Genomic DNA, 25,936 nt, shown 5'->3' on the forward strand with positions numbered 1-25,936 from the left:
CAGAGTGAGCTTACTAGATTAAGTGGATAAATACGTAACAAGCGGTAAGTCTAACTCTTTTATTCCTTCCACTACTAATTTTCCTATTTCCCTTGCACCTGTTTCTGAAAAATGCGTGTTATCTTCAATTCCATCAGGATAATTCGGATGAGTATTAGGCTCTAGAATTGTGAACAATTTCTTTGATCCTTCTATGCCAAGCTCTTCATAAAGAGCTTTTGTTTTTGTCCATAAATCAATGATTGGAACTTCTAGCTCCTCTGCCAATTGAATCATTGCATAAGGATATTCGCCTAACGTATTTTCGAGACTACCTGCTTGATCAAATTTCCTTCTATGAACAGATGTTAATAAAACCGGCTTTGCTCCTTTGTCACGAGCTCCTTTAATATACTCTCTTAAAGAAGATTGATAAGTCGTATAAGGATCTGTACCATAGGATTTTTGATCGTTATGTCCAAACTGGATAAACAAATAATCATTTGAATGAATACGATTTAAAATAGATTGGAGTCTTCCTTCTTCTATAAAACTATTTGAGCTTCTACCACCCACTGCTTCATTATGAATCCTCACATGGTTATCAAAGAAATGTTGGAAAAATTGTCCCCAACCTGCCATAGGAGATTCATGAGATGGGCAATTAGCTGCAGTGGAATCTCCTGCTATATATATCGTATATTGATTCTGAATCAAAACATTCTCCCCCTACCAATCAATATTTTTTATCATGGCATTTAGTAGAATATTAGTTATATACTTTTTTATTACTTTTGATTAATTCAGCTAGAAATACAAGTGTTAAACCCTGTCCCCACCCTTGTATGCGTTTGTATGGTACGTTTTTATATCCGTCAGCATCATTCATTACGGCTGTTCCTGCTGAAACCTTTGATACTTTTCCATCCTCTTCAATTTCTCTTAAAATACCATCAATTGATTTTTGGATATATTTATTATACAGAGAACCTCTTGTAAGCAATGCAGCTGCAATCGCTGATGTTCCTGAAATTTCACCATATGAAGACGGATCATCTACAATTGTATGCCATAAACCATCTTCACCTTGTAGCCTAACTAAGGCACTTAATTGATCTCGTAATGAGCAATCAATAATCATATAAGAAGGATCCTGTACTTCAACCAAACTTAATGCTTTTGCCATTGTTAATGCAGCCCATCCATTTCCTCTTGCCCAATATATTGATGACATATGGTTTTTCGCAATATTATCCCATCCATGATAATAAAGATTTGTCACTGGATCCTGCAGAAAATCCTCATGACCATGATATTGTTTAAGTCCATCTCTGAAATAATCCTCACGATCTAGTAATCTACCAACTCTTAGAAGAAATAAGCCGGCCATCATCATCGTATCAACCCATGCCTGTTCAGGAAAAACATCTTTTACTGAATTCACTGTATGTTGAAAAATTCCATCAGCAAAACGTGGTGCATCATTTTTAAGATATTCTGCCATCTCTTTAATCACATTCAAGTACTTTTCATCCTCTGTCACAGAGTAAAGTGTGATTAATGTATGTCCAATAGAAACACCATTAATAGACAACTTTGGTAGACCGTCCTCAAGCCATTCATCTACCCATGCTTTTAATAAATCAATATATTCTTGTTTTTCTGTTGCTTCATAAGCTGCTGCTATTCCATAAAAAGCAACACCACCAGGCCAATCCCAATTAAAATCCATTTCAAATGTTCTTTTCACCACTTTATCTAGTACTTCCTGAATTTCTAATTCATCAAATTGAAGTTTTGGCATGTCATTTTCCTCCATTGTTGTTTTAACCATTTTTTAATATCTCATCTGCTTGTTCCCTGAATTTTCTTGCACCTTCTTCAGGAGTTATTTTCTTAAATAATATTTGATCGGAAATATCCTTTAATATTTTCATAACCTGAGAACTTCCAACTGGATCGGGGGGATAAAATTCTTCTGTTATCCCTTTTGCTCTTTCAACATAATTAACTATTTTTACCTCTCCGTCAGTAAGTAAGGGTTTGATAGCATCTGACACCTCTGATGAAACAGGTACTCCACGCTCACCCTTCATTAATTGATTTGCCTCTACGTTGTTAACAAAGAAATCAATAAACTTTGCGGCTTCTTCCTTTTGTTTCGAGCTTTTAGGTATAGAAAAAAGCATACTCGGCTTTAAAAATAAAGCTTTGTTTTCATGATTCTCCGGAGGTAGATTCAACGTTAATGACGCATCTGTTAATTGATCAAATCCAGCATATTGATTTGAATAGTTCCACGTAATAGCAGAACTTCCTTTTACAATAAAGTCACTTTCCATCCCTCTCACTGCTGTAACCTCATCTGGAGTTGGAAATGCACCTTCTTCAATTAAACGCAATTGCATATTAAAGTAATCAATGAATAATCCATCATCTTTATAAGCAATACCTGTTCCTGCATCATTATAAAATTGCTCACCTTTAGTTCGTAAATAATAAGGAAAGAAAATATCTGGAGGATGCATTCCGTTTGATCCATAAACACCAGCTGTTTTCTTAATATCAACAGTAAGCTGCTCCATTTCTTCCCATGTCCATGTTTCATCATTGATTTCTACACCTGATATATCCAACAAAATATCGTTTGAGATCACAGAGAGCACATTTATTCCTATTGTAAATCCGTAAATTTGTTCTCCAACCTTTCCACTGTTTACAACATTTTCATCAATTGTTGAGATATCGATCGTTCCTTTTTGTATATATGGTGAGAGATCCTCAAGTAAACCCTTTTTGCCATATTGAGATATATACGCCATATCCATTTGAATAACATCAGGTAACTGATTTCCGGCTGCCATTGGAGGCAAGTTCTTCCAATAATCATCCCAATTAGCAAACTCTGGCTCGATGTTTACGTTCGGATTTTGTTTTTCATATAATTCAATAATCTTTGTTGTGTATTCATGTCTTGCTTGACTTCCCCACCATGCCACTTTAATCGTAATAACTTCTTCCATATCACTTCTTCTAGGCTCATTTTCCTGACTGCAAGAAGTGGTAAACAATAGCAATAAAATGAGTGTAAAAGGTAAAAACTTATTCACAAAGACCACCCTTTTGTAAGTGTTTACATATTTAAGTTTGATAGGTTTTAGCTTGTAGTGTAATAAATATAATAGACAAAACTGTATAAAAAACAGGGTAATAGCTTAAACCTAAATTAATTGTAAGTATTTACATTCAGTTGGTCTACTTAAAATCACTCATTTATCAGATCTTTTTCATTTAAATTCTTAGTCATGACCATTTCTCTTTTTTTACTTATTGCATTAAACGCATTTATTGCTGGTTTTGTCATAACTAATGCAAATATATTACCACTGCATACTAATAGTAAAGGTGGTCCAAAAGATAATAAAATAGCTAATCCTACACTACTTACAAAGATCATGATTGTTGAAAAAGGTCTCATAATCATAATAAAAAAAGAATTCTTAAACACTTGTGCGATCTTCAAATCATAATGAACATACATTGGAAAAATATAAAATAGGACACAAATAAAGAGTATTGAAATGATTAAAAAAGGAACGGATAATAGATTTTGAATTTGCAGTGAGGCTTGCTGTAGGAAGTAATAGTCAATCACTAATACTGTTCCTGCCATTACAATAACCGCTCCCAGAATATTACTTTTAATAAACTCTTTTTTGTATGATCTCCAAAAAACTTCCGTTATAGAAATATCCATTTCTCCCAATGCCCACCTTCTGACCACAGCAAACATTGCTACTGTTGCGGGAAAGAATCCTAAAACAATGAAACCTAGTAATGAAAAGAAGATCCAAAGAATATTTAAAAGTACTAATCTTGTAATCCATTCAAGAACGTTATTTACACCACCCATAATTCCATGTGTTTCCATCATATTTGCCCCATTCCTTTTTCAATAATTTCTATCTTTTCTTACGTGGTAAAAATATAGAGGGCTAGCTTTGCTAAGCTTAACCCTTTAATCCACTAGTACTAATACCTTCAACTACGTGTCTTTGGAACAAGAAGAAAATAACAAAAACTGGTATTAACGTAACAATTGACATCGCAAACATCGCTCCCCAGTTAGACACGGTTTCATTACTTAAAAACATATTAAGTGCCATTGAAACTGTATATTTATCTGGACTATTTAAATATAGGACTGGTCCCAATAAGTTATCCCATGTCCAATAGAACGAAAATATCGCTGCAGTAGCCAATGCCGGTCTAATTAAAGGTAGAATAATTTTGTAAAAGATTTTAAATGTATTACATCCATCTATAGTAGCAGCTTCATCTAATTCTCTTGGAATTGTTCGAATAAATTGAACAAGCAGGAAGATAAAAAACGGATGTCCGAAATATGCAGGAACAGCGATTGGTTTTATTGAATCTAGCCACCCTAGCTTTGCGAAAATGATATACTGTGGAATCATTACGACTTCATATGGTAGCATTAACGTCACCATCATGATTGCGAACCAAAAGCTTTTTCCGAAAAATTCCAACCTTGCAAACCCAAATGCTATAACTGCTGAAGATATAACTTGACCTACCATTGTAAAAAATACAAGTACAACAGTATTTTTTATAAATACCCCAAAGGAATTTCCACCGATTCCTTCCCAACCTTGTGCAAAGTTATTAAAAACCCATGGATCAGGAATAAGTGATTGTGCAGTAACAAATATTGTTTCACTTGGCTTAAATGAACTCATTAATAGCCAAATTACTGGATAAAGCATAAGTATTGCAAAACCACCTACAAGAATGTGATAAATCCACCATTTAGGTTTTTTCATTTTTCGAACTTTCAATCCTGTTGTACTAGGATACTGTTTTAATTTCGTTTCTGTTTGCATTGTTATTTCCCCCCTTCAGATTCATAATGAACCCAAAACTTCGATGAGAAGAATATGATTGCAGTGAGGATACCGACAATGATTAACATCACCCATGCCATTGCTGATGCATATCCCATATTAAAGAATTCAAAGCCTTGAATGAACAAATATAGTGAGTAAAGAAGTGTACCATCTAAAGGTCCACCTGTACCCTTTGAAATGATAAATGCAGGCACAAATGTCATAAATGCTGCAATTGTTTGCATGATTGTGTTAAATAAAATAACAGGACTTAACATTGGTAGCGTGATTTTCGTGAACTTTTGCCAAAAAGTAGCACCATCAACACTAGCTGCTTCATAATAAGTAACTGGAATGCTTTTTAATCCAGCTAAGAAAATTAACATGGAAGATCCAAATTGCCAAACAGAGAGAAGGATTAGCATCCAAAGTGCTGCCGTAGGATCCCCAAACCAGCGAACATCTGGTAAACCGAATACTCCTAATAAAAGATTGATAATTCCTTCATCACCAAAAATATTTCGCCACATAATTGCAACTGCTACACTTCCACCAATTAAAGATGGTAGATAGAATAATGATCGATAAAGACCTACTGCTCTAGATGCTGTGTTTAAAATCATCGCTATAATAAGAGCAAAACCTAATCTTAATGGAACACCAGCAAACACGTAAATGAGTGTTACTTTAAGAGATTGCCAGTATCTTGGATCTTCGGTGAACATTTTTTTATAGTTTTCTAAGCCTATCCACTGAGGAGCTCCAAATAGGTTATATTTAGTAAAAGAAAAATATAATGAGGCTAGTATTGGGATAAAAGTAAAGGCCAGAAATCCTATTATAAAGGGGCTAATAAATAAGTAGCCTCTTACATTTTGCCTGATAGCTCGTGTACTCATACAATCATTCCTTTCAACGGAACTTAATTTAAGATAAGGCTGTTTTCGATAAAAAGACTGTTTCAAGAGATTATTAAGGCATTTAGCAACAATCTTTCTAAAAAAGAGCCTAAGATAAAGTCTGATAGCTGATCGAATATGATCAGCTATCAGTCTCTACTCTTTATTTATTTTGAGACAAGATACTTTCTGCTTGTTGTCTAAATTGTTTTGCAGCATCTTCGACTTTAAGTTGACCGTAATTCATTTGTTCAGATAAACTATCAAGCATTTCAATGATTTCACCAGCACCAATTGGATCTGGACCATCAAATGCTGAACTGTTTTCCTCAGCCCACTCAACACTATCAAATACTTGAACTTGTTCAGGAGTAAGAACTGGCTTTAAAGCATCCTTCACAACTGATGAACCTGGGATACCACGATCACCTAAGATTAATTTATTTGCTTCTTCATTATTAACAAAGAAGTTGATAAACTTAGCTGCTTCTTCTTTATGCTCAGAATTATTCGCTACTGACCAGAACATACTAGGTTTTAAATATAAACCGTCACTTGTGTTAGGTCCTGGCATATTTTGGATTTTCAATGGTCTGTTAGCTACTTGTTGTAAACCAACAAACTGGTTGGACCATTGCCAAATACCAACTGCTTTTTCTTTTACAACAGGGTCATCTTCAATACCTTTAACCTGAGCTAAATAATCTGGAGTTGGAGCAGCACCATCTTTAACTAATCCAGATGTCATTTCAAAGAAATCAACAAACATTTGGTCATCTTCATAACCTAAAGTTGTACCATCTTTGCTATATAATGTTTTTCCTTGTGTTCTTAAGTAATAGTTAAAGAAAACATCTGCTTTCATACCAGTATCAGCAAAAATTCCTGCGTCTTTAGCTTTTTGTGCCATTTCTTTATAATCATCCCATGTCCAATCCTCTTTAAGAGAATCAACACCAGCTTTCTTTAATAGTGCTTCATCATAATGAAAACCAACAACATTTACTCCTAAGTTAAATCCATATAATTTATCATCAATTTTTCCACCATCAACATAATTATCAGTGAAATTTGTTACATCAATTTGATCTCCAATATATGGTGTCATATCTGCTAACTGACCATTTTCTGCATATTGTGAAAAGTAAGAAAGATCCATTTGGATAATATCAGGCAATTTTTGAGCAGATGCCTGTGGTGCAAGTTTCTTCCAATAATCGTCCCAGCTTGCATATTCAGCTTGGATTTTCACACCCGGATTTTCTTTTTCATACATTTCGATAACTTTCAGTGTGTAATCATGTCTTGGTTCAGATCCCCACCATGCAATACGAACGGTTACTTCCTCTTCCTTTTTGTCTCCTGAATCTCCCGAATCTGAAGTAGATTCACCAGATGTACTGTTACCACTACATGCTGCTAGAGAAAATACCATGAAAACCGATAAAAACAACATCAACCATTTTTTCATTTTTTTATCCCCCTTGTTAAAAACTTTTTTGTTACCGCTTACAACCCTTATTTTATAGGGTTTATTAAACTATTAAAATGTAAAAAACAGTTAACAGTGTTCAAAAAACAGTGTATTCTGATTTATATGTCAAATAAAAGAGAAAGTCCATCCAACAAAAATGAGGCAGGGACATAAATTTTTAAGCTAATGAAAAAACCGAATTATTAAGTGATATGTCAATTAAACATTCGACCTAATAGTTCGGGTTTTTATTTGCACTCTTCAATGTTTTTAGATTTTGCATACTATTTTTAAGAACAAGTGTAATGGAGCGGAAGACATTTGACTCCTGCGGGTGCAGAGGAAAGGCTGAGACCCCACAGGCGCTTGCGCCGAGGAGGCTTAGCTTCCTCCCCGCGGAAAGCAAATGTCTGCAGCGCAATGGAACGAACTTGTTTCTTTCAACTGAACTGAATTTAGGGATTATTCGTCTTTTTGAATGATTTCTTTAATTATGTCCCAGCCTCTATCTTTTTGCTGTAAATGGGTACCTGTAGAACCTTATTAATTAATTAATTCACTTTTTTATATTCTGATGGAGAATAACCAGTTATTTTCTTAAATACCTGACTGAAATATTGAGGGTTATCTCCAAATCCAATCGTCTCTGCTATAGTAAATACCTTAACATCATCCATTGATTGAATTTGTTCGATTGCTTTATTAATTCTAACCTCTGTCACATAGTTTGAAAATTTCTTACCTGTTTCTTGTTTAAATAATTTACCTAAATAATCTGCGTTCATAAAAACTTTATTAGCTACCCATTTTAATGAAAGATCTGCATTACCAAGATTGTCTTTCACAAGATCAATCATTTTTTGAATAATTGCAGAATGATTTGACTTGTGTCTGTCATAATGAATTTGTGTGATTTCAGTTGCTGTTGTAACAAAGAACTCCTTCATTTGTTGAATAGTGTCCATTTCAACTAAAGAAGACATCTTCCCCATATATTCCTGAAGATTACTTGTATCTGCGTTTTGAATCATCATAAGGAATATTTGCATAACATAAGAACGAACTAAACTAATAGACAACCTACTTTGTGTTAAGTCATTAAAGAAACGTGTAATCTCACTTTCTACCTTTTCTAAATTTCCTGATTTTATAAATAAGCAAAGACTTTGACCATCATACTCGTACCCAGCTATTTTATTTTCTTGATGAATATCGCTTTTTGTAATAATGCTTCCCTCACCTAAATAAAACCTATGATTCAAGCATTCAAGTGCTTCAAGATAGAGTCTTCTTACTTGAGTAATACAATCAACATCACTTATTGCAACAGTCATATCCATTTCATAAATATCGTAAAAATGATCCCTCAATTGTTCAATCTTTGATTGCAAGTTCGCAAACTCATGATCACTTACAAGAAATAAAACATATTCTCCTATACTTGTTGATAAAACTGATTGCGAGAATAAATCTTCTCCAAGATTTTCGATAACAAACATATGTTCATAATGATAATCACCTTCTATTCGAAAAATCAGCAAACGAATGTATTCATCTTGAAAATTAACTTTTAACAAACCTTCATAAAATTGAATACCTCTGTTACTATCAGGTTTACTTGAAATAAACTCTTTTAATAGCTGCTTCTTAACATAAGGCTGTACTTGATCTAAACGACTTTTTGTTTCTATTAAAAATTGAGACTTTTTTGCTTCACGATCCAGTTCACCAATTACTTTATTTAACGCATCAGCAATACTTGATTCATTACAGGGCTTTAATAAATACTGTTTAACACCAAATTCCATAGCTTGCTTTGCATAATTAAAGTCATTGAAGCCTGATAAAATAATAAATTTTATGGCTGGAAGCTCACTTGAGATTAATTCAACTAATTGTAATCCGTTCATCCCTGGCATTTTAATATCACAAATGACAATATCAGGCTGCTGTTTTTGAATAAAATCATAAGCCTCAAGACCATTTCTTGCCGTACCAATTAATGTAGTTCCCAAATCTTCCCAATTGATAATTCTTGAAATCCCTTCTAAAATAATCCTTTCATCATCGACAAGTAAAACTTTATACATAATCCCACCTCATCTGATATGGAATGACTATGAGTACCTGTGTTCCTTTACCAAGTTCACTATCAAGTTGTAGTCCATATTCCTGACCGAAAACAAATTTAATTCTCGCATCAATATTTTGTAATCCAATGCCATTACCTCTAGTCTTCATTTCACCATTTTTCACTTGTGCAAGCTGCTGGTTATCCATCCCTGGTCCATTATCTTCAACTAGTAAGTGAAGATAATCTTCTTCTTTAAAAGCAGTAACCCTGATCTCGCAAGGCTCTACCATCATCTCTAATGCATAATGAATGGCATTTTCAACAAGAGGTTGTAGAACTAGCTTTGGGATCATACAATCCTTTACTTTTTCATCAATGAATAATGTAAATACCAATCGCTCTTCAAATCGAAATTTCTGAATGGTCACATAGTGTTCAACCATTTCCATTTCTTCTCTTACAGTAATAACATCATCTTTTATACTTATTGCATTTCTTAATAAATAGCCGAGTGATTCTACCATTTTGGATATCTGTTGTTGCTGATTTACCTTTGCTAACCAGTTAATAGATTCGAGTGTGTTATAAAGAAAGTGTGGGTTTATTTGAGATTGTAATGCTTTAAATTCTGTATCTTTAATTAAAAGCTGTTTTTCATAATTCTCTTTAATTAAGTCATTTATCTGCTCAATCATGATAAAAAAATTCCGATGGAGAATGCCAACTTCATCATGATATTGTGAAGGTGTAAAACTTTCTGCTACTTTAAAGTCCCCCTTTTGAACAAACTTCATAGCAGACACTAAATTTCCTATTGGGTTTGTAATTCTCTCTGAAAATCGGATAATTAATAAAATGGCTGAAATAGAAATGGTTAAAAACAAAAAGATTACCAAAAACTTGATCATTGTTACTTTCGCAAACATTGTTCCAAAAGGTAACACATTCCAATATGTCCAGTTAGCATAAGGAGACTTAGAATGAGTTACAAAAAAGCTTCTTCCATATATGCTTTGAATTTGATAACCCTGTTTACTATTAGTGGTTAATTGAAGTTTATCAAGATTTGCTAACGTGGTATCTTCAGCAAAAAATATATCCTCACCCTTAGAAATAGCAATAAATCCCTCACCTTCCCACTCTCTCGGAAGCTCCTTCACTATATCTTTCAATTTCACTTCTACAATCAATGTTCCTAGATTTTCTAAACTTAAATTTTCATATGATTTAATCTGTCTTGCTGAAAAAATCGTATCTTCGTCATCTTCCAAGGATATCCAACTATTGCTTCCATTTTTATCTTCTGCTTTTTTCATAACATATTCTTTTTGATCATATAAAATCATTGAGGAAACTCCCCCAGCTCGAAACTCCTTTCCACTATGATCAAAAAGATGAATTGACTGGATATATCTTTCAGCACCTATATAACTAGTTAATTTTTCCCAAACCTCTTGTTCAATTTGATATTTTTCATATTTTGATAAATTCTGTTTAGACCGAATTAATGCGTGCTGAATAACATCATCAGTCAAGATTTTGTAAGTTACTTCCTCGATATTCTTAAGTTCATCCTCTATTCGATTAGAAGACATAATTAAAACTTGTGAAGACTGGCGATATATTTGCTCATCATAGCTATTAAAAGCATATTGAAAACCCATGATTATGAAGGACAAACAAACGATTAATAAAATCGAGATAAATAAAATTAACTTGTATTTAATTTTTAAATTTTTATATTTATTTGAAATCAACACTTTTAAGTTCTTCATCGTTTAGAACTCCAATGTAGTAATTTACTGAATCATGGTAAGAATTAGATTTTGAAAATTTAGTAACCGCTTTCAAATTAAAACCCACAATTTATCTCCCCTTCTTGAGTAAAGAGAGCAGCCTTATTCTTGATTGCAGTAGATAAATTCTGTATACCTATTTAAGTGGATATGCCATAGTCGACATTAATGCTAATTGTGGCTGTGTAGAATCTAACCGGCTATATTGAACAATTATTGGAGAATCACTTTCTACTTCAATAGAATACGGAACACCTAAAGGTATAAAATCACCATCTAATTCTAAGGATGAAGTTCGTAAATGATTACTTCTTTTACCTAGTACTTTTACTGGTATTTTTTCAATTGGTTCTCTGTCTTCAAAATAGATTGAGATTAAAAGCTTTGCTTCACTTTCATTTAGATTTACAATACAAATTGACTCATGACTAAGCTGTTCACCAGAACTTAGTGGTGGGATAAATCCGTCTGGGATAATCCAATGTAACTCACCCTTTTTTGTATTCATTATAATACCCTCCTAAACTACTTTTATATGTTAAGGCATTTTGACATAATATTTCGATATTTTAAGATGCATCTGATTGTAATCCTCGTCTACCTAATGCCATTTGACGCCATTTCCCTTGTCGCCATCGCCAAAGCATGAGTAAACCTCTTAACCATTCATCAACAATAAAGGCTACCCAAATGCCTTTTAATCCTAACTCAAAATGAATTCCCAATATATATGCTAAAGGCACGCTTACTCCCCACATGGAAAGGATCCCGATGAATACAGGAAAACTGACATCACCTGCAGCACGTAATGAGTTAATGACCACAGCATTAAATGCACGTCCAGGTTCAACAAATGCAGTTAATAGCAGAAGAATACTTCCTGTTACAATAATATCATGATTATTTGTAAAAAGACGGAAAATTTGGTAACTAAAAAGATAAAGTATGATTCCAATAATCGCTGATACAATGATCGCAATGATAAGACTATTTATACAGCGCCTATAAGCTTCGTCAAATTTTTTGGCACCAACTTGATGTCCGATCATAATTTGCGTCCCTTGACCGATGGCTAAAGAAAAAAGCAGAACAAACATACCTATATTCTGTGCATAAACCTTTGTTGTTATGGCCTCTGTTCCGAGTAAAACGATAAAAGAGGTAATCACTAGCTGTGATCCATTAAAGGATAAATGCTCGCCTGCTGATGGAATTCCTATTCTTAGTATTTTCCTTAACTCAACATGTGGAATTTTTTTAAAAACATATAAAAATGGTAAACTCGGTTTCACTTTTTTAAATAAAATGAAAAACATCACAACTATTCCTATTAATCTACAGCAAATTGTTGAAATTGCCACACCCGTAATACCCAATACTGGAAAGCCAAATAATCCAAATATAAACAGTGCATTTCCAATTATATTAATCAAATTCATTCCAACAGTAACGTACATAGCATCTCTAGTGAAACGGTAACTTCGTAAAATAGCTCCCATCGTCATTAAACCAGATTGAAAACAAATACATCCTCCAACAATTTGCAGATAAAGTGTAGCATCAGCAATAAGTGTGTGTGAAACCCCCATCATGATAATAATTTTTGATGCGAAGAAAATAAGCGTAAGACCCATAATTAAACCGAAGAGAATGTTTGTCACAATCGATACTACAGCTATTCGACTAGCTTCCTTTAAAGATCCTGCTCCTAGATTTTGTGCAACAAGTACACTTGTTCCTGTTGCAACAAATCCAAACATCACAACGATGACGGATAGAATTTGGTTCGATATTCCAACCGCTGCCACAGCATCATCTGAATATTGACTAAGCATAATTGTATCAGCGTTTCCCATCAGTAAATGTAATGATGTTTCAATAAATATTGGCCAGGTTATCGCAAATAATGAAAGCTTCTGAACAGATTTCTCTTTCGATTTCATGTTGTTATCACATCCGTGACAAGTTTAAAATAAAAACTACAATCTAATAATAGAACGCTTTCATTTAAGTCCTTACTGCAAATTTAATTACAATTATAATAAAGTAACTATAAATAAGACATATAAAATTCAGACTTCATGTATTAGAAAACAGTGCAATACTATTAATTAAGATAAGGAAATTTATGAACCTCAAAAACTACTAATACCTCAGTAACATTTCTGAAATCCTAACAATTCATGTTTAATCGCACACTGGCATTTCGATCACAAATAAGCTTCCCATCAAGTATATCTAGCTTTGCAATCTGAAGTGAAGTTCGTTTACTTTCGTAGGATTCCACTGATATTCCTTCTTTTCGACCCGGATGTGTAAAATAAAAAATAAATGCTTCTTGCTCATGAATATGAACATCAGCATGATAGCCAAAAGAACCATCATCATAGCGAGTTCCTGGAATATGTAGAATGGTATTGTTATAGTTCCAGCTTTTACAATCTTTTGATACATAAACAGCTTGACCAGCCCATTTATCAACAACCATCCAATAGTAATCCTTAAAATAGAATACATTAGGGCCTTCATGAGGAAATTCTGTAATCACTGGTCCAACAACTTCCCACTGATATAAATCAGTACTATCTGCTGCATATGTATAAGAGTTATGCTCCTCATCTTTGTACCACATTCTATAGCCACCATCAGGTAAGGTATGAACACAAGCATCAATAACAAACTCAGAACTTAGCTTAAGATTTGATTCAAATGTCCAGTCCCACAGATTATTACTTGTATAATGAAGAATTTTCCTTTTGTGTCCTTGCCATTGATTAGGAACTCCTTGTATATAACTAACATACATATGATAAAAACCTTCATGATAAATAACTTCCGGTGCCCAATATGTATTTCTGCCTTTTTCAAAATCAAGACCTTGAAGTGTTCCTCTGTAATTCCACGTTTGCCCTCCATCAGATGATGATGCAATACCAATGTCTGTTCCATGAACCCAAGAAACACCGTCACAATGAACATTTGCACGTCGGCTTGTGTAAAGTATCCACCATTGCTTTTCCTCGTGATTCCATATTATAGTTGGATCAGCCGCACCATCAAAAATAGGGTCACGAAATAATGGTGAATTAGTTGTTTTAGCTTTGGTCAATATTCTCACTCCTACATAGTTATTTTCGAATTTTCAAACAAAGATATTTTATCTATTAAAAATTGTTACTTTTTATAGGAGATGGTTGATTGAGCTCCAGGTTGCTCGCTTTCCGCAGGGCGGTCGGTGAGCCTCCTCGTCGCTAAGCTCCTGTGGGGTCTCACCTGTACCGCAGTTCCTGCAGGAGTCTCACACCTTCCACTCAATCAACCATTGTTATAGTACTTAGTCTTCAAGGAAACAACAATTTATAAAGCTTGTGTTATCTTTTTTCTTAGATTATTACCTTTTATCCGATAAAACACTGTTTTCTCAAGAATTATTATTAGTTAAAACAATATAGTGTAATGTAGCGGAAGACACTTGACTCCTGCGGGTGTAGAGGAAAGGTCAAGACCCCGCAGGCAAAGCCGAGGAGGCTTGACTTCCTCCCCGGCGAATCTTGTGTCTGGAGCGAAATTAAACGAACTCATTAGTTTGCTAAAACTCATTAATAACAACACATTTTCCAAGTATAATCAATTATTATTATAAAAGGCTTCCTACTAAAAAAGACTTGCATAAAAAGAGTGCCATCACTCCTTACTACGAAGTGTAGTAAAGTGAATGGCACTCTTTAATTGATGAGATTATTTCAGATCTTCCATCTTAACAGCATCCATGTCTGTGAATGTATAATTTTCTCCTGCCATTGCCCAGATAAACGTGTAGTTGCTTGTTCCTACTCCAGAATGAATAGACCATGGTGGTGAAAGAACAGCTTGCTCATTTTGGACCACTAAATGACGAGTTTCTTGTGGCTCACCCATGTAATGGAATACTCTTGATTTCTCATCCATATCGAAATAAAGATACACTTCCATCCTACGGTCATGAAGATGTGCTGGCATTGTGTTCCACATATTGTTAGGTTCAAGTAGCGTCATTCCCATCATTAATTGACAGCTTTGAATACCATCTGCATGAATATATTTATAAATTGTACGTTTATTTGATTCACTGTCAGATCCTAAATGTGTTGGCTCAGCATCTTCAATTGGAGCTTTTTTCGTTGGATATTGCTTATGTGCTGTTGTAGAGACGATATAAAATTTAGCAGGATCAGAAGAATTGCTGCTTTCGAATAAAACTTCTTTATTTCCTAGGCCTACATAAAGACAGTCTCTTTTATTTAATGTATAACTCTGACCGTCAACTAAGACTGTTCCTTCAGCACCAATATTGATGATACCAACTTCACGTCTTTCTAAGAAATAATCAGTTTTTAATGTTTCTTGATCTTCTAGTTTTAGAGATTGAGATGTTGGAATGGCTCCTCCAGTTACAACACGATCATAATGTGAGTAGGTCATATTGATTTCACCTTGCACAAAAAGTGAATCAATTAAAAAGTCGCTTCTTAGTCTTTCCGTTGTATATGTTTTAAAATCTGTTGGATTTGTTGCATGTCTGATTTCCATTATTTTTTCCCCTTTCAAATTTGAGAATTGAGTTATTACTTTAGACTTTGGCTACTTTCATATATGTTGTTGCTTTATAACAAGTGGAGCGGAGGCTGATTTTCGCTACAATCAACCTAACAAAGTTTCTGTTCAATAATTCAAATCTTTTAGAAAAAGAGCCTTCGTTTAAGAGCTCATCCAGCCGCCATCAACACATAAAATATGACCATTAACATAACGCGAAGCATCTGATGCTAAAAAGATAACTGCACCTTTTAAATCATCAGGTGTCCCCCAACGACCTTGGGGAATTCTTGACGTAATATATTCATTACGCTCCTGATTAGCACGAAGCTGTGCTGTATTATCTGTTTCCATGTAACCAGGTGCGATAGCGTTTACATTTATTCCTCTACTTGACCATTCATTTGCTAGAGATTTTGTTAATCCAGCAACAGCATGTTTACTCGCTGTGTATGCAGGTACTCTTAAGCCACCTTGATAGGAAAGCATAGAAGCTATATTTACTATTTTTCCTGATCCATTTTCAAGCATATGTTTACCTACTTCTCGACATAGCTGAAAAACAGAATGTTGATTCACTTTTATCACTTCATACCAATCATCATCTGAAAATTCTTCAGCATTTGATCGACGAATAATACCCGCATTATTAACTAAGATATCAATAGTATTTGTTATTGCTAAAGCGTCATTGACTAGTTGTGCGGCTGCATGATCTTGTGATAAATCAATGGTAAGTTCATGGAATGTTCCACCAACTGCTTCGATTTTACTTCGCGTTTCTGACATATTACTCATTCCAGCTCCAATTACTGTTGCGCCAGCTTCCGCAAGACCAACTGCCATCCCTTGACCTAGTCCTCTGCTAGCTCCAGTTAATAAAGCCACTTTACCTTTTAAAGAAAAAAGTGATTCCATTTCAATACCTCCCCTTGTGTAACTTTGTATTAAATTGTTCGTTTATGTTCATTATAGTTTGATTATAACATAAATAAAAGAGATGACAACGATTAATTGACCGTTTATCATCTCTTTTTTTGTTTTTATATTTCTGCAAAATGTAAGTTTATTTCTCTATTTCTTAAGTTTTCTTTTATTATTTCGTCCAGATTTGTATCTGTCACGATTTCATTTACATCTTGAATGGAAGCAAATTGAATTAATGCTACTTTTTCAAACTTCGTGGAATCAGCTAACAAGGTAATATGATCAGCACATGCGATAATTTGTTTTTTCCAATCAGCATGAATACTATTAAATACTGTTAAACCGTGTTCAATCGAAACACCTGTTGTTCCGAAAAATAGCCGATTCACCCTCATTTTACTTAGCATCTCTGTTGCTTGTGCCCCCATTAAAGATGATGATGAATCAATTCTTGTACCACCTAGTACCATCAAACGAACATTATGCTTTGACAGCAGCACATTCGCAATTTTCAAATCGTTAGTAATAACTGTTATAGGAAAAGCCCCTAATAGCTTTGCAATAGCAATTGTGGTGCTTCCTCCATCCATTAAGATTGTATCATTTGGTTGAATGAGCTTTACTGCCTCTCTTGCAATTGCTTCCTTTACATCACTATGACCTAATTGACGTTCAGCAATTGGGAGCATTCTTCCCTCATCTTCTACTAATACTGCTCCACCATGTATCCTTTTCAATAGTCCACGCTTCTCTAAGATTTCTAAATCGCCACGAATTGTTTTCTCTGTAACATCTAAGAGCTTACTCAATTCAGAAACTTTAATGATTTTATTTTTATCTAATTGCTCCAGTATTCTTTCATGCCGTTCAACAGCAAGCATTATTAGTCCCCCGATACTTCAAAACCATTCTATTTTAATGATACTATTATAGGCTACTATCATACAAAATCAAACGTATAAAACTATATTACTTTTTCCTTGCATCCTGAACAGCTTTTATAAATGCAGATGCTGTTTCTGTTATTTCACTTAAATACTGTTCACTAAGCTCTTTTTTTGTATTCACTAAAGAACTTCCTACTCCTACTCCAGAAGCTCCTGCCTTAATGTATTCTCCAACATTAGCAACAGATATTCCCCCAGTTGTGATCAGTGGAATTTGTGGTAGCGGTCCATGAATATCCTTAATATAAGATGGTCCAAATACATTAGCTGGAAATACTTTGACAAGATCAGCACCATTTTCATAGGCTGAGAGAATTTCAGTTGGTGTTAAAGCACCTGGAATACTAACGACACCATATCTTTTAGCCATTTCAATTGTTTTACTATTGATCGTTGGTGAAAAAATAAACTTCGCTCCTGACATAATAGCAGTTCTAGCTGTTTCAGGGTCTAAAACAGTTCCTGCTCCAACCAATACATCATTCAGCTCTAAAGATGCTTTTTCGATGGCTGCACAAGCTCCTGGTGTTTCAACTGTGATTTCTAAAACCTTTACTCCACCTTTACTTAGTGCTTCACCAATAAGTGCAATATTATCTACTGTAGCCCCACGAATAACAGCAGCAACTCCAGTTTGCTTTATAATCTCAATATGTCCCATTTCTGCATCCCCCTTAACGTATAACATCTTCACGATTATTTGATAAAAGCTGCTCTACTTCATCTCGTTCAGGTAAGCCGTCAACATCTCCATTTACCATTGTCACGAGTGCTCCTACTGCATTTGCTCGTTCGACTGCTTTCTTTAGCTCAATTCCATCCAGTAATCCTGACAAAAAGCCTGCAGCAAAGCCATCTCCAGCACCTATTGGATCCACCACTTGCTTAACTGGAAATCCAGAAATTAAACCGCTTTCTTTTCCAGTGAAATAAAAAGCACCTTCTGCTCCAATCTTCAACACAACGATTGATGCACCATGGTTTAAAAATAATTGCCCTAGTTTATGTGGGTCACTTTCACCAAATAGAAATTCTCCCTCAGCAACACCAGGTAAAATAATATCTGCTTCTGCAGCAATTTCTAGTAATGTTTTTCTCGCTTCTTCTTCACCCCAAAGCTTTGTTCGTAAATTAGGATCAAAGACAATTGTCGTTCCTTCACTTTTAGCCAGCTTAATTGCTTCAAAGATTGTTTCTTTACAGCTATCACTAAGTGCCGGAGTAATTCCTGTAATATGAAGATATTTTGCTTTTGCTAAATACTCTTTATCTAGATTTTCTGGTGATAGTTTACTAGCGGCAGAGCCTTTTCGATAATAATAAACTCTCGTATTATGCTGCCTTCTCGGTTCTTTAAAGTAAATTCCTGTTGGTGCATCTTGATCAAAGGTTACTTGAGTTACATCAACATTTTCAGCCTTTAAAAAACCAAGAATTGCTTTCCCGAATTCATCATCTCCAAGCTTACTTATCCAACCTGACTTATGACCTAATCTTGCTAATCCAACAGCAACATTTGATTCCGCTCCACCAATCCTGTTTGTAAACTGTGTAGCATTTCTCATAAAACCATCACTCGTTGGAGTAAATACCACCATTGATTCCCCTATTGTAATAACATCCATCTCACAATATCCCCCTTTTGTGTGCAATTATGTTCGTTAACTAATTTTATTGTTCGTTTATGTTTATTAAGTATATAATGTTCTGACGATTTTCTCTATACTTTTTATTGATATATTGAAAATTATGATGAGAATTTAATCTAGATGTTCAAACTTTATAAGCACTCATAACTTCCTCCCCATGCTAGTTCAAAAAATGAAAAGGTAGCTTGCACACAATTTATCAAAAAAATAAAGACTTATAATTTCATTTCAATTTATATAGCATTAGTGTTGGTAATAAACAAAGTAGGGGTGTAGCATGGGTAAAAATATAAAAATTGATTCTCCAAAAATCGCAGGAGAATTAGAAAAAGTAAATTTCCAGGATATTTATTATGAAGAAGATCCACAATTAATGAATTGTATGGTTAGTAGTGCACAAGTTGATAATGAGGAAATTAATCGAGTAATCTTTTCAAAGGTTATCTTTAAAAATGTAACGTTTTTGAACTCTTCCTTTTTTAACATCGATATGACTGACGTTATATTTGAAAATTGTAATCTATCTAATGCACGGTTTTGTGATGGTATTATTCATAGAGTCACATTTAAGGATTGCAAGCTTGTTGGTTTGGATTTTTCGAATGCTAATTTGGGCAATGTTACTTTTGATAATTGCGATCTTAATCTTAGTAGTTTTGCAGAAGCTCGTCTTAAACAAGTAGGATTTATTGAATCTTTATTAAGTCATACCAACTTTTATGATTGTAAACTGAACAAAGTGAGTCTAAAAAGCTGTGATCTTAATGAAGCTGATTTTACTGAAACTTCTTTAAAAGGAATTGATATTAGTACATGTTCATTTGAGCAACTAACTGTGTCATTTGAGAATTTAAATGGTTGTGAGGTTTCACCTAATCAAGCCATAGGATTTTCGAGATTGCTAGGATTGAAGATTGTAGAATAACTAAAGTAAGGTTATGTTTAATACATAAAAAGGAACCACCACTCATTAATGAGCAATGGTTCTTTTTTCAAGTTTTCAGATTTAGATTTTCTTAGAAAACACAAATTATATTTGATAATCCAAAACATGTGGATTTGCAACATCTGGTTTCTCTATATTAATACCTTTCGATTTTAACAGCTGCTCTAATGATAAATGATTACTTTGTTCTGTATATTTCTCATTCCATTTAGCTTTATCAACTGTATCTCGAATGGAGCCCTTCATGCTCGCAAATAAAACAGTTATCTTTTTGTTATCACAAAACTCAATTAAATCCTCTAGTGTATCAATTGATATTGTATCAACATCATTAACACCTGACATATCAATAATGAGCCATTTTACCCTTTTATACTTTTTAAGATAATACCTTATCTTTTCCTCAATATAGGAAATGTTCGCAAAATGGAGACTCGAATCGACTCTTAATATTAAGACTTCATCAGAAGTTATTGCTTCAGGATATCGTTCTACATTGCGAAATGTTTTTTCACTTTTCACGTAGCCCATTTGGACAATTGATGGGTGTGAACTTTTATTTACTAATAAAAATAAAGTGAATATTGCACCGATTATAATTCCCCATTGAATTCCTATAAATAAAGTAACAAGAAAAGTTGTAATCCAAATCCATCCTTCAAATCGTTTGACTTGAAAAAGATGCTTTAGCTCTTTTATATCGACTAATTTATAAACGGCAACTAAGATAATTGCAGCTAAAACAGCGTTTGGTAGATAATAAAAAGATGATGTGAAAAACAACAACGTTAAGATGACAAGGCATCCAGTTATAACTGAAGTGATTTGAGTGGCGCCACCTGATTGGTGATTAACAGCTGTTCTAGAAAAACTGCCGTTTACCGGAAAAGATTGAAACCATGATCCAATAATATTTGATAATCCTAATGCCACTAATTCCTGGTTTGGATTAATCTTATATTTTTCCTTTTTAGCTACTACTTTTCCTATCGCAAGCGACTCCATAAAGCCTAAAAGAGCAATTGTGATTGCCATAGGAAGTAAAAGTTGAATCAACTCTGTGGATATAGAAGGAAATAAAAATTGCGGGAAACCTCCTGGTACTCTTCCTACAATCTTCACACCATTTTGATCTAAATTAAGTGATGCAACAACAGCAATTGATATAATAACAATTAAAAGGGCACTAGGTAATTTTGGAGCAGCCTTTTTCATAACAACTAAGAAAATGATGCTTATTACACCTATTACAAATGTAATAATATTAATCTCTTTTATTTCTTGAATGATTTCTATTAAAATAAGATGAATCTGTAGGTGGTTTCCAATTTCAATCCCAAATACATGTTTAATTTGACTAAGACCAATTGTAATGGCAGCTGCTGATGTATAACCGTTCATAACCGAGTGGGGAATGAATTTGACGATAAATCCTAATTTACTAAGACCTAACAGAAGCTGAATCATACCAACCATTAAAGCTAATAGAAGTACAAGCGATATATATGATCCTGACTCTGGAGCTTCAATTGTGGAAACTCCTGAAAAAACAAGTAATGATGTAATGGCCGTTGGTCCAATAGATAAATGTTTTGATGAAGCAAAAATTGCGTAAATAAATAAAGGCACTGTAGCAGCATATAACCCCATAACTGCTGGAAGTCCAGCAACCATTGCATAAGCCATTCCTTGAGGAATTAACATGATAAATAAAGTGATTCCTGCGATTAAATCTCTTTTAAAAAGCTCTTTATTATAAATTAATAAAAAATCTAATGGTTTCCACTTAGGCAATAAAGTCTCTCTCCTTCCTCTGAAGGCTATTTCATTATTTAAATATTTTCGTTAATTTTCACTTCGTTACATTACTTTTATTTAACTCTTTATAAAGAAAATATTATACAACTTAAGTATAGATAAAGATACAAATAAAATCCAACCCCTAAAAAATCGAGATTGGATTCAATAACATTATAAATTACTTCCAAAAGAATTTCAGTTTAAGAACATCCTTCATAAATTCATCAATTGATGCAAAGCTTCTCTGGTTATACCACCTTTGAACTGTTTCCATTAACCAAAAAGGGATTGCCTTTCCATCAATTTTTTCGTAATACGCATCATATCCTTTTCTCAAATGCTCCCAGCGATGGTCATCTCCAGGTTTACAATATTCGGATACATCAATTACTTTTGCTCTTCCATTCTGTAGTAATATATTTTTCAAATGAATATCTCGTGGATTTAATTTTTGTTTTACTACATAATTCCTTGCATCTTCTACATCCTTGATTACTTGATAAGGAATATGAACTCCCTGTAGTAAGCAATCATAAAGAGTGATTCCTGATTCAAAGCTCAGAACTAAATATCGATCATAAGCTGCAAAACACGTTGGAAAATATGGTGATTTCTTTAATTGATCATAGACTTTTGCTTCTAATTGAATTTTATCTTGTTTATCGTCTGCGAATAATTTAAACGCATAATCGGGTAAATCTATATATTGAAAAACAGCTGCATCAGTCCCGATACCAATGCATCTCAAATCATTTGAACTGCCAGTAATTGTTACAGGTTTATTGTTTGGGTTTGACATTATTTTTATTTCTGATAAAAGTTTATCAACGATTACCCATTTCTCTTCCATCATTTTCACCTATCTTTTTGGAATACTATCTGATTAATAAATCTTACTTGGGTTATGTGTATTATCTTATATATATTTTCTAAGAGCTAAGATCCTCCCACAAACCCAAATGTTCTACATTAATCTAACCACCTAGCATTTAATAAAATTCCTAAACTTTGTAATAACAATCTAATTCCCTATCTTATTTATAATAAAAATGACCTTTACTACCATGTAAAGGTCTAAAAAAAGACCTTTACCAATCTAGAATTGGCAAAGGTCTCGCTAACAATAAAATTGCCAACAAAGCCGGGGTGTTTTAACCCGTAATGACGACTTTGTTTAACAGCTACTCCCCTTTGGAGTAATGACGTCTATTCAGTTAACCTTATCTTAGCAAAGATCTGGTATATGGTCAATTTATAAGCCAAAAACTTACAAAAGCTTTTGGCAAGACGATAAGTGTACTCATTTCCCTGCCTGATGATAATTTCTTCATAAAAGAAGGCTGCCCATTTTTTCGGACAGCCTCTCAGTATTATGGTAAGTGCTTAATTTTTTCTTCGATTGATGTTCTATCTTTTGGAGTACTAATTTCCTCTGGGTAACCCACTCCAAAAACTCCAATCACATCATACTCATCTTGAACACCAAGAATCTCACGGTTTTTCTGAGCATTTCCTACAGAAGACCAGAATGTACCGACTCCTTCTTCCCAAGCTATCAGATTAAAATTTTGTACAAAGCAAGCAGTAGCTAGGGCGTTCTCTGCTTTTTCAACTTCTGTACTACCATGCTTTGATAAAACTGCCATTACAACAGGAGCATTGAAAAAATTAGCTTTATGATTTAAAGCTGCTCTTGTCTCAGGCCCTACCAAATACACTTCCCATGGTTCAGTCATTTTGTGATTTGGTGCCATAGTGCTTGCTTGTAGCCATTTACTAATTTGCTCCATAGAGATTGGATCTGCTTTGAAGCTTTTGATAGTACGTCGTGAATAAATGATATCAGTGATAGTCAAGTCATGTTCCTCCTTAAAAATATAAAATCCTCATATTTGCAGATGGAACCCTATAAGTATCCAGGAGTTCAGTTTCACAATAAGAGAATGGTATGTGACTAGGTTAAGATATTAGTTGTTAATTTGATTATAACAGGAAAATAGGTATAATCGATACATTCTAGTTAAGCAAATTTTTCTTTGACTGAATTGCTCCATGATTTTATTTTTTTAAAAAATTGCTTTAAAAATCTATTTAATAGGTTTTCCACATGACTTACTTCTACATAAATCGAAAACTCAATTCTACAGAAGTCAATTTGCTGGGCTTCTTAACTGTAAAATCTAACTGATACAACTCTTCTCTCTTCCCAAAATGATTTATAAATTCATTTTCTCGAATAATTAAATCTAGTTGCTCTCGATCAAAATACACTTTTATTTTCTCAGATCCTTCCAAAATTATCCCTGTAGAATCTTCAATGACCTTCATGACAGGAGTAATAAATCGTTCAACGATGGAAATTGGATTTTCTAAAAAATGAAATGTATCAATTAGAACCAGTTCTGGTGTATGATTTTTCTTCCATTGAAATTTCCTTACTAAATGCTCTAAGCTCTTCATGTTATATGCTTTATTAAGATCCATTTCAATTAAATCTTCTGTTTGATTGCTGAAATAATCTATAATCGTTGATTTGTGATTGTATCCTTCAGTTTGAAATTGATTGTTGATGACTGGCACCGAATGTCCATGAGATCCATTACATAAAAATGTATAACGTTTTTGGTTAAAATAATCCTCACAATACATTCCACTTCCTAAATCCTTAAAAAAAGATTCTCCTTTTGCTTGTAAAATAAAATGGCCAATATCATTATGATTATGTGGCTCATCATTATGTCCACCTTTACAAGCAAATACATACTCATCATGTCTTGAAATGAACCATTGTGAATCTTTAAGATAATACGTTTCGTTACGCCAAGGATTACCACTTAACTTTTCATCTAACCAAAGTAAATTTCTAAAAGCTGGTGCCCATCTACTACAATGGTCTTCATCATAAGATGCACGTAGCTCTACTTCGGGAACTTCAATATCAGGAAAAATAGTTTTTAAATAATGACTAAGACCTAAAAATATAGCTCCTCTTTCTGTTGAGTCAGAAAAGTTTACAACCTGATTTTTATAGATAAAACATTTTTGCTGAAAAAGAGCTATTTGATGAACTTTTTGAATATGAAATAAGTTAATTTCATCAGATGTTTTTTTCTTGAGTAAATCTGCAAAGTAGACATAAAAACCAAAACCGTACTGCCAGTATCCATATCCCTCCATACAAGCACCATCATTGTTAAATCCTTTTAAGTAATATGAAATAGCTTTTAACACTTTCTCTAGAATTGAAGCTAATTGTTTATCATCCTTTATTAAATGTAATGCAGCTGATCCGATTGCGCCTGCACAGACCGCTGACCAATTATGAGTTGAGGTCTCCCAATCAAATGATTGTTTTTGGAAGGGAACAAGTACGCGACGAAATACCTCATTCACCATTCTTTTTTGAATGAGGGGATCAATGATATGCTCCGTTAATTTCAGTATTTCACTGAGTGTAAATGCGGTTTCAGCAGCAAACAAATCAATAGTGTAAAAAGGATCCTCAAATTGCTGAAACTGATCATCCAATTTTGTATCCATCTCAGTACTATTTTTTAAGTGGGCTGGTAAACACCATGTGTACTCATTGCAAATAGACCAAATGGTTTCATGAAGTTCCTTCAAATAAATAGGTTCATCCGGTTCTATCAACGTCATTAAAGCAAATGTATTTAAACGTCTTCTTGTTGCAAAGTAGCTTCTCTCATACTCAAGTCTTGATCCAGTTTCTCTAAAGATAGTAAACTCATAAAATGTGAGCTCTTGAAGGGGTGTTTCGAGTAGCTTTGTTGCTTCATCTTTTATTTCAAGTAATAGAGATTGATAAACTGTTTTCTCCTTTATTTCTTTAAACCAATTAGCTTGTTCTTGCTTTGATGAAAATAAAAGAGAGGACTTGTTCTTTTTAATCAAAGCATGTATTTGCTCATATTCTAAAAGCAAATAATTTTCACCTCACAATTT

The 25,936-nt window shown here is 33.8% G+C and carries 22 protein-coding genes; 1 reads left to right on the forward strand and 21 read right to left on the reverse strand.

All coding sequences use genetic code 11. The features are described from left to right. Nucleotides 1-18: 18 nt before the first annotated feature. The 17 genes from FS935_RS11780 to FS935_RS11860 form a co-directional block, all read right to left on the reverse strand. Nucleotides 19-693, reverse strand: coding sequence for a rhamnogalacturonan acetylesterase (locus FS935_RS11780; RefSeq protein WP_146949017.1), 675 nt, complete (start codon nt 691-693; stop codon nt 19-21). Nucleotides 694-748: 55 nt separating this feature from the next. Next, nucleotides 749-1,783: a glycoside hydrolase family 88/105 protein gene (locus tag FS935_RS11785; protein ID WP_146948768.1), complete on the reverse strand. Its 1,035-nt coding sequence runs from the start codon at nt 1,781-1,783 to the stop codon at nt 749-751. A 22-nt stretch (nt 1,784-1,805) separates the two neighbouring features. After that, on the reverse strand, nt 1,806-3,002 hold the full coding sequence (locus FS935_RS11790; protein ID WP_146949018.1) for an ABC transporter substrate-binding protein: 1,197 nt from the start codon (nt 3,000-3,002) through the stop codon (nt 1,806-1,808). Nucleotides 3,003-3,244: 242 nt separating this feature from the next. After that, the gene (locus FS935_RS11795) at nt 3,245-3,910 is read right to left on the reverse strand and encodes a YesL family protein (RefSeq protein ID WP_158638599.1); all 666 of its coding nucleotides are present in this window, start codon (nt 3,908-3,910) and stop codon (nt 3,245-3,247) included. A gap of 79 nt (nt 3,911-3,989) precedes the next feature. Next, a complete protein-coding gene (locus FS935_RS11800; RefSeq protein ID WP_146949019.1) occupies nt 3,990-4,823 on the reverse strand; it encodes a carbohydrate ABC transporter permease in 834 nt (277 codons plus the stop codon). 62 nt (nt 4,824-4,885) lie between these two features. Next, nucleotides 4,886-5,785, reverse strand: a complete 900-nt coding sequence (locus tag FS935_RS11805) for a carbohydrate ABC transporter permease (protein ID WP_146948772.1) — start codon at nt 5,783-5,785, stop codon at nt 4,886-4,888. A gap of 163 nt (nt 5,786-5,948) precedes the next feature. After that, nucleotides 5,949-7,256, reverse strand: a complete 1,308-nt coding sequence (locus FS935_RS11810; RefSeq protein WP_146948774.1) for an ABC transporter substrate-binding protein — start codon at nt 7,254-7,256, stop codon at nt 5,949-5,951. A 554-nt stretch (nt 7,257-7,810) separates the two neighbouring features. Then, on the reverse strand, nt 7,811-9,349 hold the full coding sequence (locus FS935_RS24200) for a response regulator transcription factor (protein WP_158638600.1): 1,539 nt from the start codon (nt 9,347-9,349) through the stop codon (nt 7,811-7,813). Further along, the gene (locus tag FS935_RS11820; protein ID WP_146948778.1) at nt 9,342-11,108 is read right to left on the reverse strand and encodes a sensor histidine kinase; all 1,767 of its coding nucleotides are present in this window, start codon (nt 11,106-11,108) and stop codon (nt 9,342-9,344) included. Before FS935_RS11820 ends, FS935_RS24200 begins: the two co-directional genes overlap by 8 nt. A 157-nt stretch (nt 11,109-11,265) precedes the next feature. Continuing rightward, nucleotides 11,266-11,637, reverse strand: coding sequence for a sensory rhodopsin transducer (locus FS935_RS11825; RefSeq protein ID WP_146948780.1), 372 nt, complete (start codon nt 11,635-11,637; stop codon nt 11,266-11,268). 61 nt (nt 11,638-11,698) lie between these two features. After that, entirely contained in the window at nt 11,699-13,072 is a 1,374-nt protein-coding gene (locus tag FS935_RS11830; protein ID WP_146948782.1) for an MATE family efflux transporter, read from the reverse strand. Between the two features lie 230 nt (nt 13,073-13,302). Then, nucleotides 13,303-14,238 carry a glycoside hydrolase family protein gene (locus FS935_RS11835; protein WP_146948784.1) on the reverse strand — a complete coding sequence of 312 codons (936 nt, stop codon included), beginning with the start codon at nt 14,236-14,238 and terminating at the stop codon, nt 13,303-13,305. A gap of 629 nt (nt 14,239-14,867) precedes the next feature. After that, nucleotides 14,868-15,698 carry a 5-dehydro-4-deoxy-D-glucuronate isomerase gene (kduI, locus tag FS935_RS11840; protein ID WP_146948785.1) on the reverse strand — a complete coding sequence of 277 codons (831 nt, stop codon included), beginning with the start codon at nt 15,696-15,698 and terminating at the stop codon, nt 14,868-14,870. Nucleotides 15,699-15,866: 168 nt separating this feature from the next. After that, nucleotides 15,867-16,622: a 2-dehydro-3-deoxy-D-gluconate 5-dehydrogenase KduD gene (gene kduD, locus FS935_RS11845; RefSeq protein WP_146948787.1), complete on the reverse strand. Its 756-nt coding sequence runs from the start codon at nt 16,620-16,622 to the stop codon at nt 15,867-15,869. 125 nt (nt 16,623-16,747) lie between these two features. Then, nucleotides 16,748-17,512 (reverse strand): DeoR/GlpR family DNA-binding transcription regulator, encoded by a 765-nt coding sequence (locus tag FS935_RS11850; RefSeq protein ID WP_146948789.1) that lies wholly within the window; start codon nt 17,510-17,512, stop codon nt 16,748-16,750. A gap of 88 nt (nt 17,513-17,600) precedes the next feature. Further along, complete coding sequence (locus FS935_RS11855; RefSeq protein ID WP_146949020.1) at nt 17,601-18,239, reverse strand: bifunctional 4-hydroxy-2-oxoglutarate aldolase/2-dehydro-3-deoxy-phosphogluconate aldolase; 639 nt, start codon at nt 18,237-18,239, stop codon at nt 17,601-17,603. A 13-nt stretch (nt 18,240-18,252) separates the two neighbouring features. Next, nucleotides 18,253-19,203, reverse strand: a complete 951-nt coding sequence (locus tag FS935_RS11860; RefSeq protein ID WP_146948790.1) for a sugar kinase — start codon at nt 19,201-19,203, stop codon at nt 18,253-18,255. 313 nt (nt 19,204-19,516) lie between these two features. Here FS935_RS11860 and FS935_RS11865 point away from each other — a divergent pair, with 313 nt between their 5' ends. After that, complete coding sequence (locus FS935_RS11865; protein WP_439116649.1) at nt 19,517-20,152, forward strand: pentapeptide repeat-containing protein; 636 nt, start codon at nt 19,517-19,519, stop codon at nt 20,150-20,152. 105 nt (nt 20,153-20,257) lie between these two features. On the opposite strand, the gene FS935_RS11870 is transcribed toward FS935_RS11865, so the two are convergent. From FS935_RS11870 to FS935_RS11885, 4 genes are all read right to left on the reverse strand, one after another. After that, nucleotides 20,258-21,967 carry a SulP family inorganic anion transporter gene (locus FS935_RS11870; protein ID WP_146948794.1) on the reverse strand — a complete coding sequence of 570 codons (1,710 nt, stop codon included), beginning with the start codon at nt 21,965-21,967 and terminating at the stop codon, nt 20,258-20,260. A gap of 184 nt (nt 21,968-22,151) precedes the next feature. Continuing rightward, entirely contained in the window at nt 22,152-22,823 is a 672-nt protein-coding gene (locus FS935_RS11875; protein WP_146948796.1) for a serine/threonine protein kinase, read from the reverse strand. A 520-nt stretch (nt 22,824-23,343) separates the two neighbouring features. Then, a complete protein-coding gene (locus FS935_RS11880) occupies nt 23,344-23,829 on the reverse strand; it encodes a nitroreductase family protein (RefSeq protein WP_146948798.1) in 486 nt (161 codons plus the stop codon). Nucleotides 23,830-24,091: 262 nt separating this feature from the next. Next, nucleotides 24,092-25,915: a heparinase II/III family protein gene (locus tag FS935_RS11885; RefSeq protein ID WP_146948800.1), complete on the reverse strand. Its 1,824-nt coding sequence runs from the start codon at nt 25,913-25,915 to the stop codon at nt 24,092-24,094. Nucleotides 25,916-25,936 lie beyond the last annotated feature (21 nt).

It is taken from the genome of Metabacillus litoralis, from assembly GCF_007994985.1.
Taxonomy (GTDB): domain Bacteria; phylum Bacillota; class Bacilli; order Bacillales; family Bacillaceae; genus Metabacillus; species Metabacillus litoralis.

Excerpts from the sequence above, each read along its gene's own strand:
- FS935_RS11785 (WP_146948768.1), bottom strand. The coding sequence starts at position 1,783 with ATGCCAAAACTTCAATTTGATGAATTAGAAATTCAGGAAGTACTAGAT.
- FS935_RS11790 (WP_146949018.1), bottom strand. The coding sequence starts at position 3,002 with ATGGAAGAAGTTATTACGATTAAAGTGGCATGGTGGGGAAGTCAAGCA.
- FS935_RS11795 (WP_158638599.1), bottom strand. The coding sequence starts at position 3,910 with ATGGAAACACATGGAATTATGGGTGGTGTAAATAACGTTCTTGAATGG.
- FS935_RS11800 (WP_146949019.1), bottom strand. The coding sequence starts at position 4,823 with ATGAAAAAACCTAAATGGTGGATTTATCACATTCTTGTAGGTGGTTTT.
- FS935_RS11805 (WP_146948772.1), bottom strand. The coding sequence starts at position 5,785 with ATGAGTACACGAGCTATCAGGCAAAATGTAAGAGGCTACTTATTTATT.
- FS935_RS11810 (WP_146948774.1), bottom strand. The coding sequence starts at position 7,256 with ATGAAAAAATGGTTGATGTTGTTTTTATCGGTTTTCATGGTATTTTCT.
- FS935_RS24200 (WP_158638600.1), bottom strand. The coding sequence starts at position 9,349 with ATGTATAAAGTTTTACTTGTCGATGATGAAAGGATTATTTTAGAAGGG.
- FS935_RS11820 (WP_146948778.1), bottom strand. The coding sequence starts at position 11,108 with ATGAAGAACTTAAAAGTGTTGATTTCAAATAAATATAAAAATTTAAAA.
- FS935_RS11825 (WP_146948780.1), bottom strand. The coding sequence starts at position 11,637 with ATGAATACAAAAAAGGGTGAGTTACATTGGATTATCCCAGACGGATTT.
- FS935_RS11830 (WP_146948782.1), bottom strand. The coding sequence starts at position 13,072 with ATGAAATCGAAAGAGAAATCTGTTCAGAAGCTTTCATTATTTGCGATA.
- kduI (WP_146948785.1), bottom strand. The coding sequence starts at position 15,698 with ATGGAAATCAGACATGCAACAAATCCAACAGATTTTAAAACATATACA.
- kduD (WP_146948787.1), bottom strand. The coding sequence starts at position 16,622 with ATGGAATCACTTTTTTCTTTAAAAGGTAAAGTGGCTTTATTAACTGGA.
- FS935_RS11850 (WP_146948789.1), bottom strand. The coding sequence starts at position 17,512 with ATGCTTGCTGTTGAACGGCATGAAAGAATACTGGAGCAATTAGATAAA.
- FS935_RS11855 (WP_146949020.1), bottom strand. The coding sequence starts at position 18,239 with ATGGGACATATTGAGATTATAAAGCAAACTGGAGTTGCTGCTGTTATT.
- FS935_RS11860 (WP_146948790.1), bottom strand. The coding sequence starts at position 19,203 with ATGGATGTTATTACAATAGGGGAATCAATGGTGGTATTTACTCCAACG.
- FS935_RS11875 (WP_146948796.1), bottom strand. The coding sequence starts at position 22,823 with ATGGAAGAGAAATGGGTAATCGTTGATAAACTTTTATCAGAAATAAAA.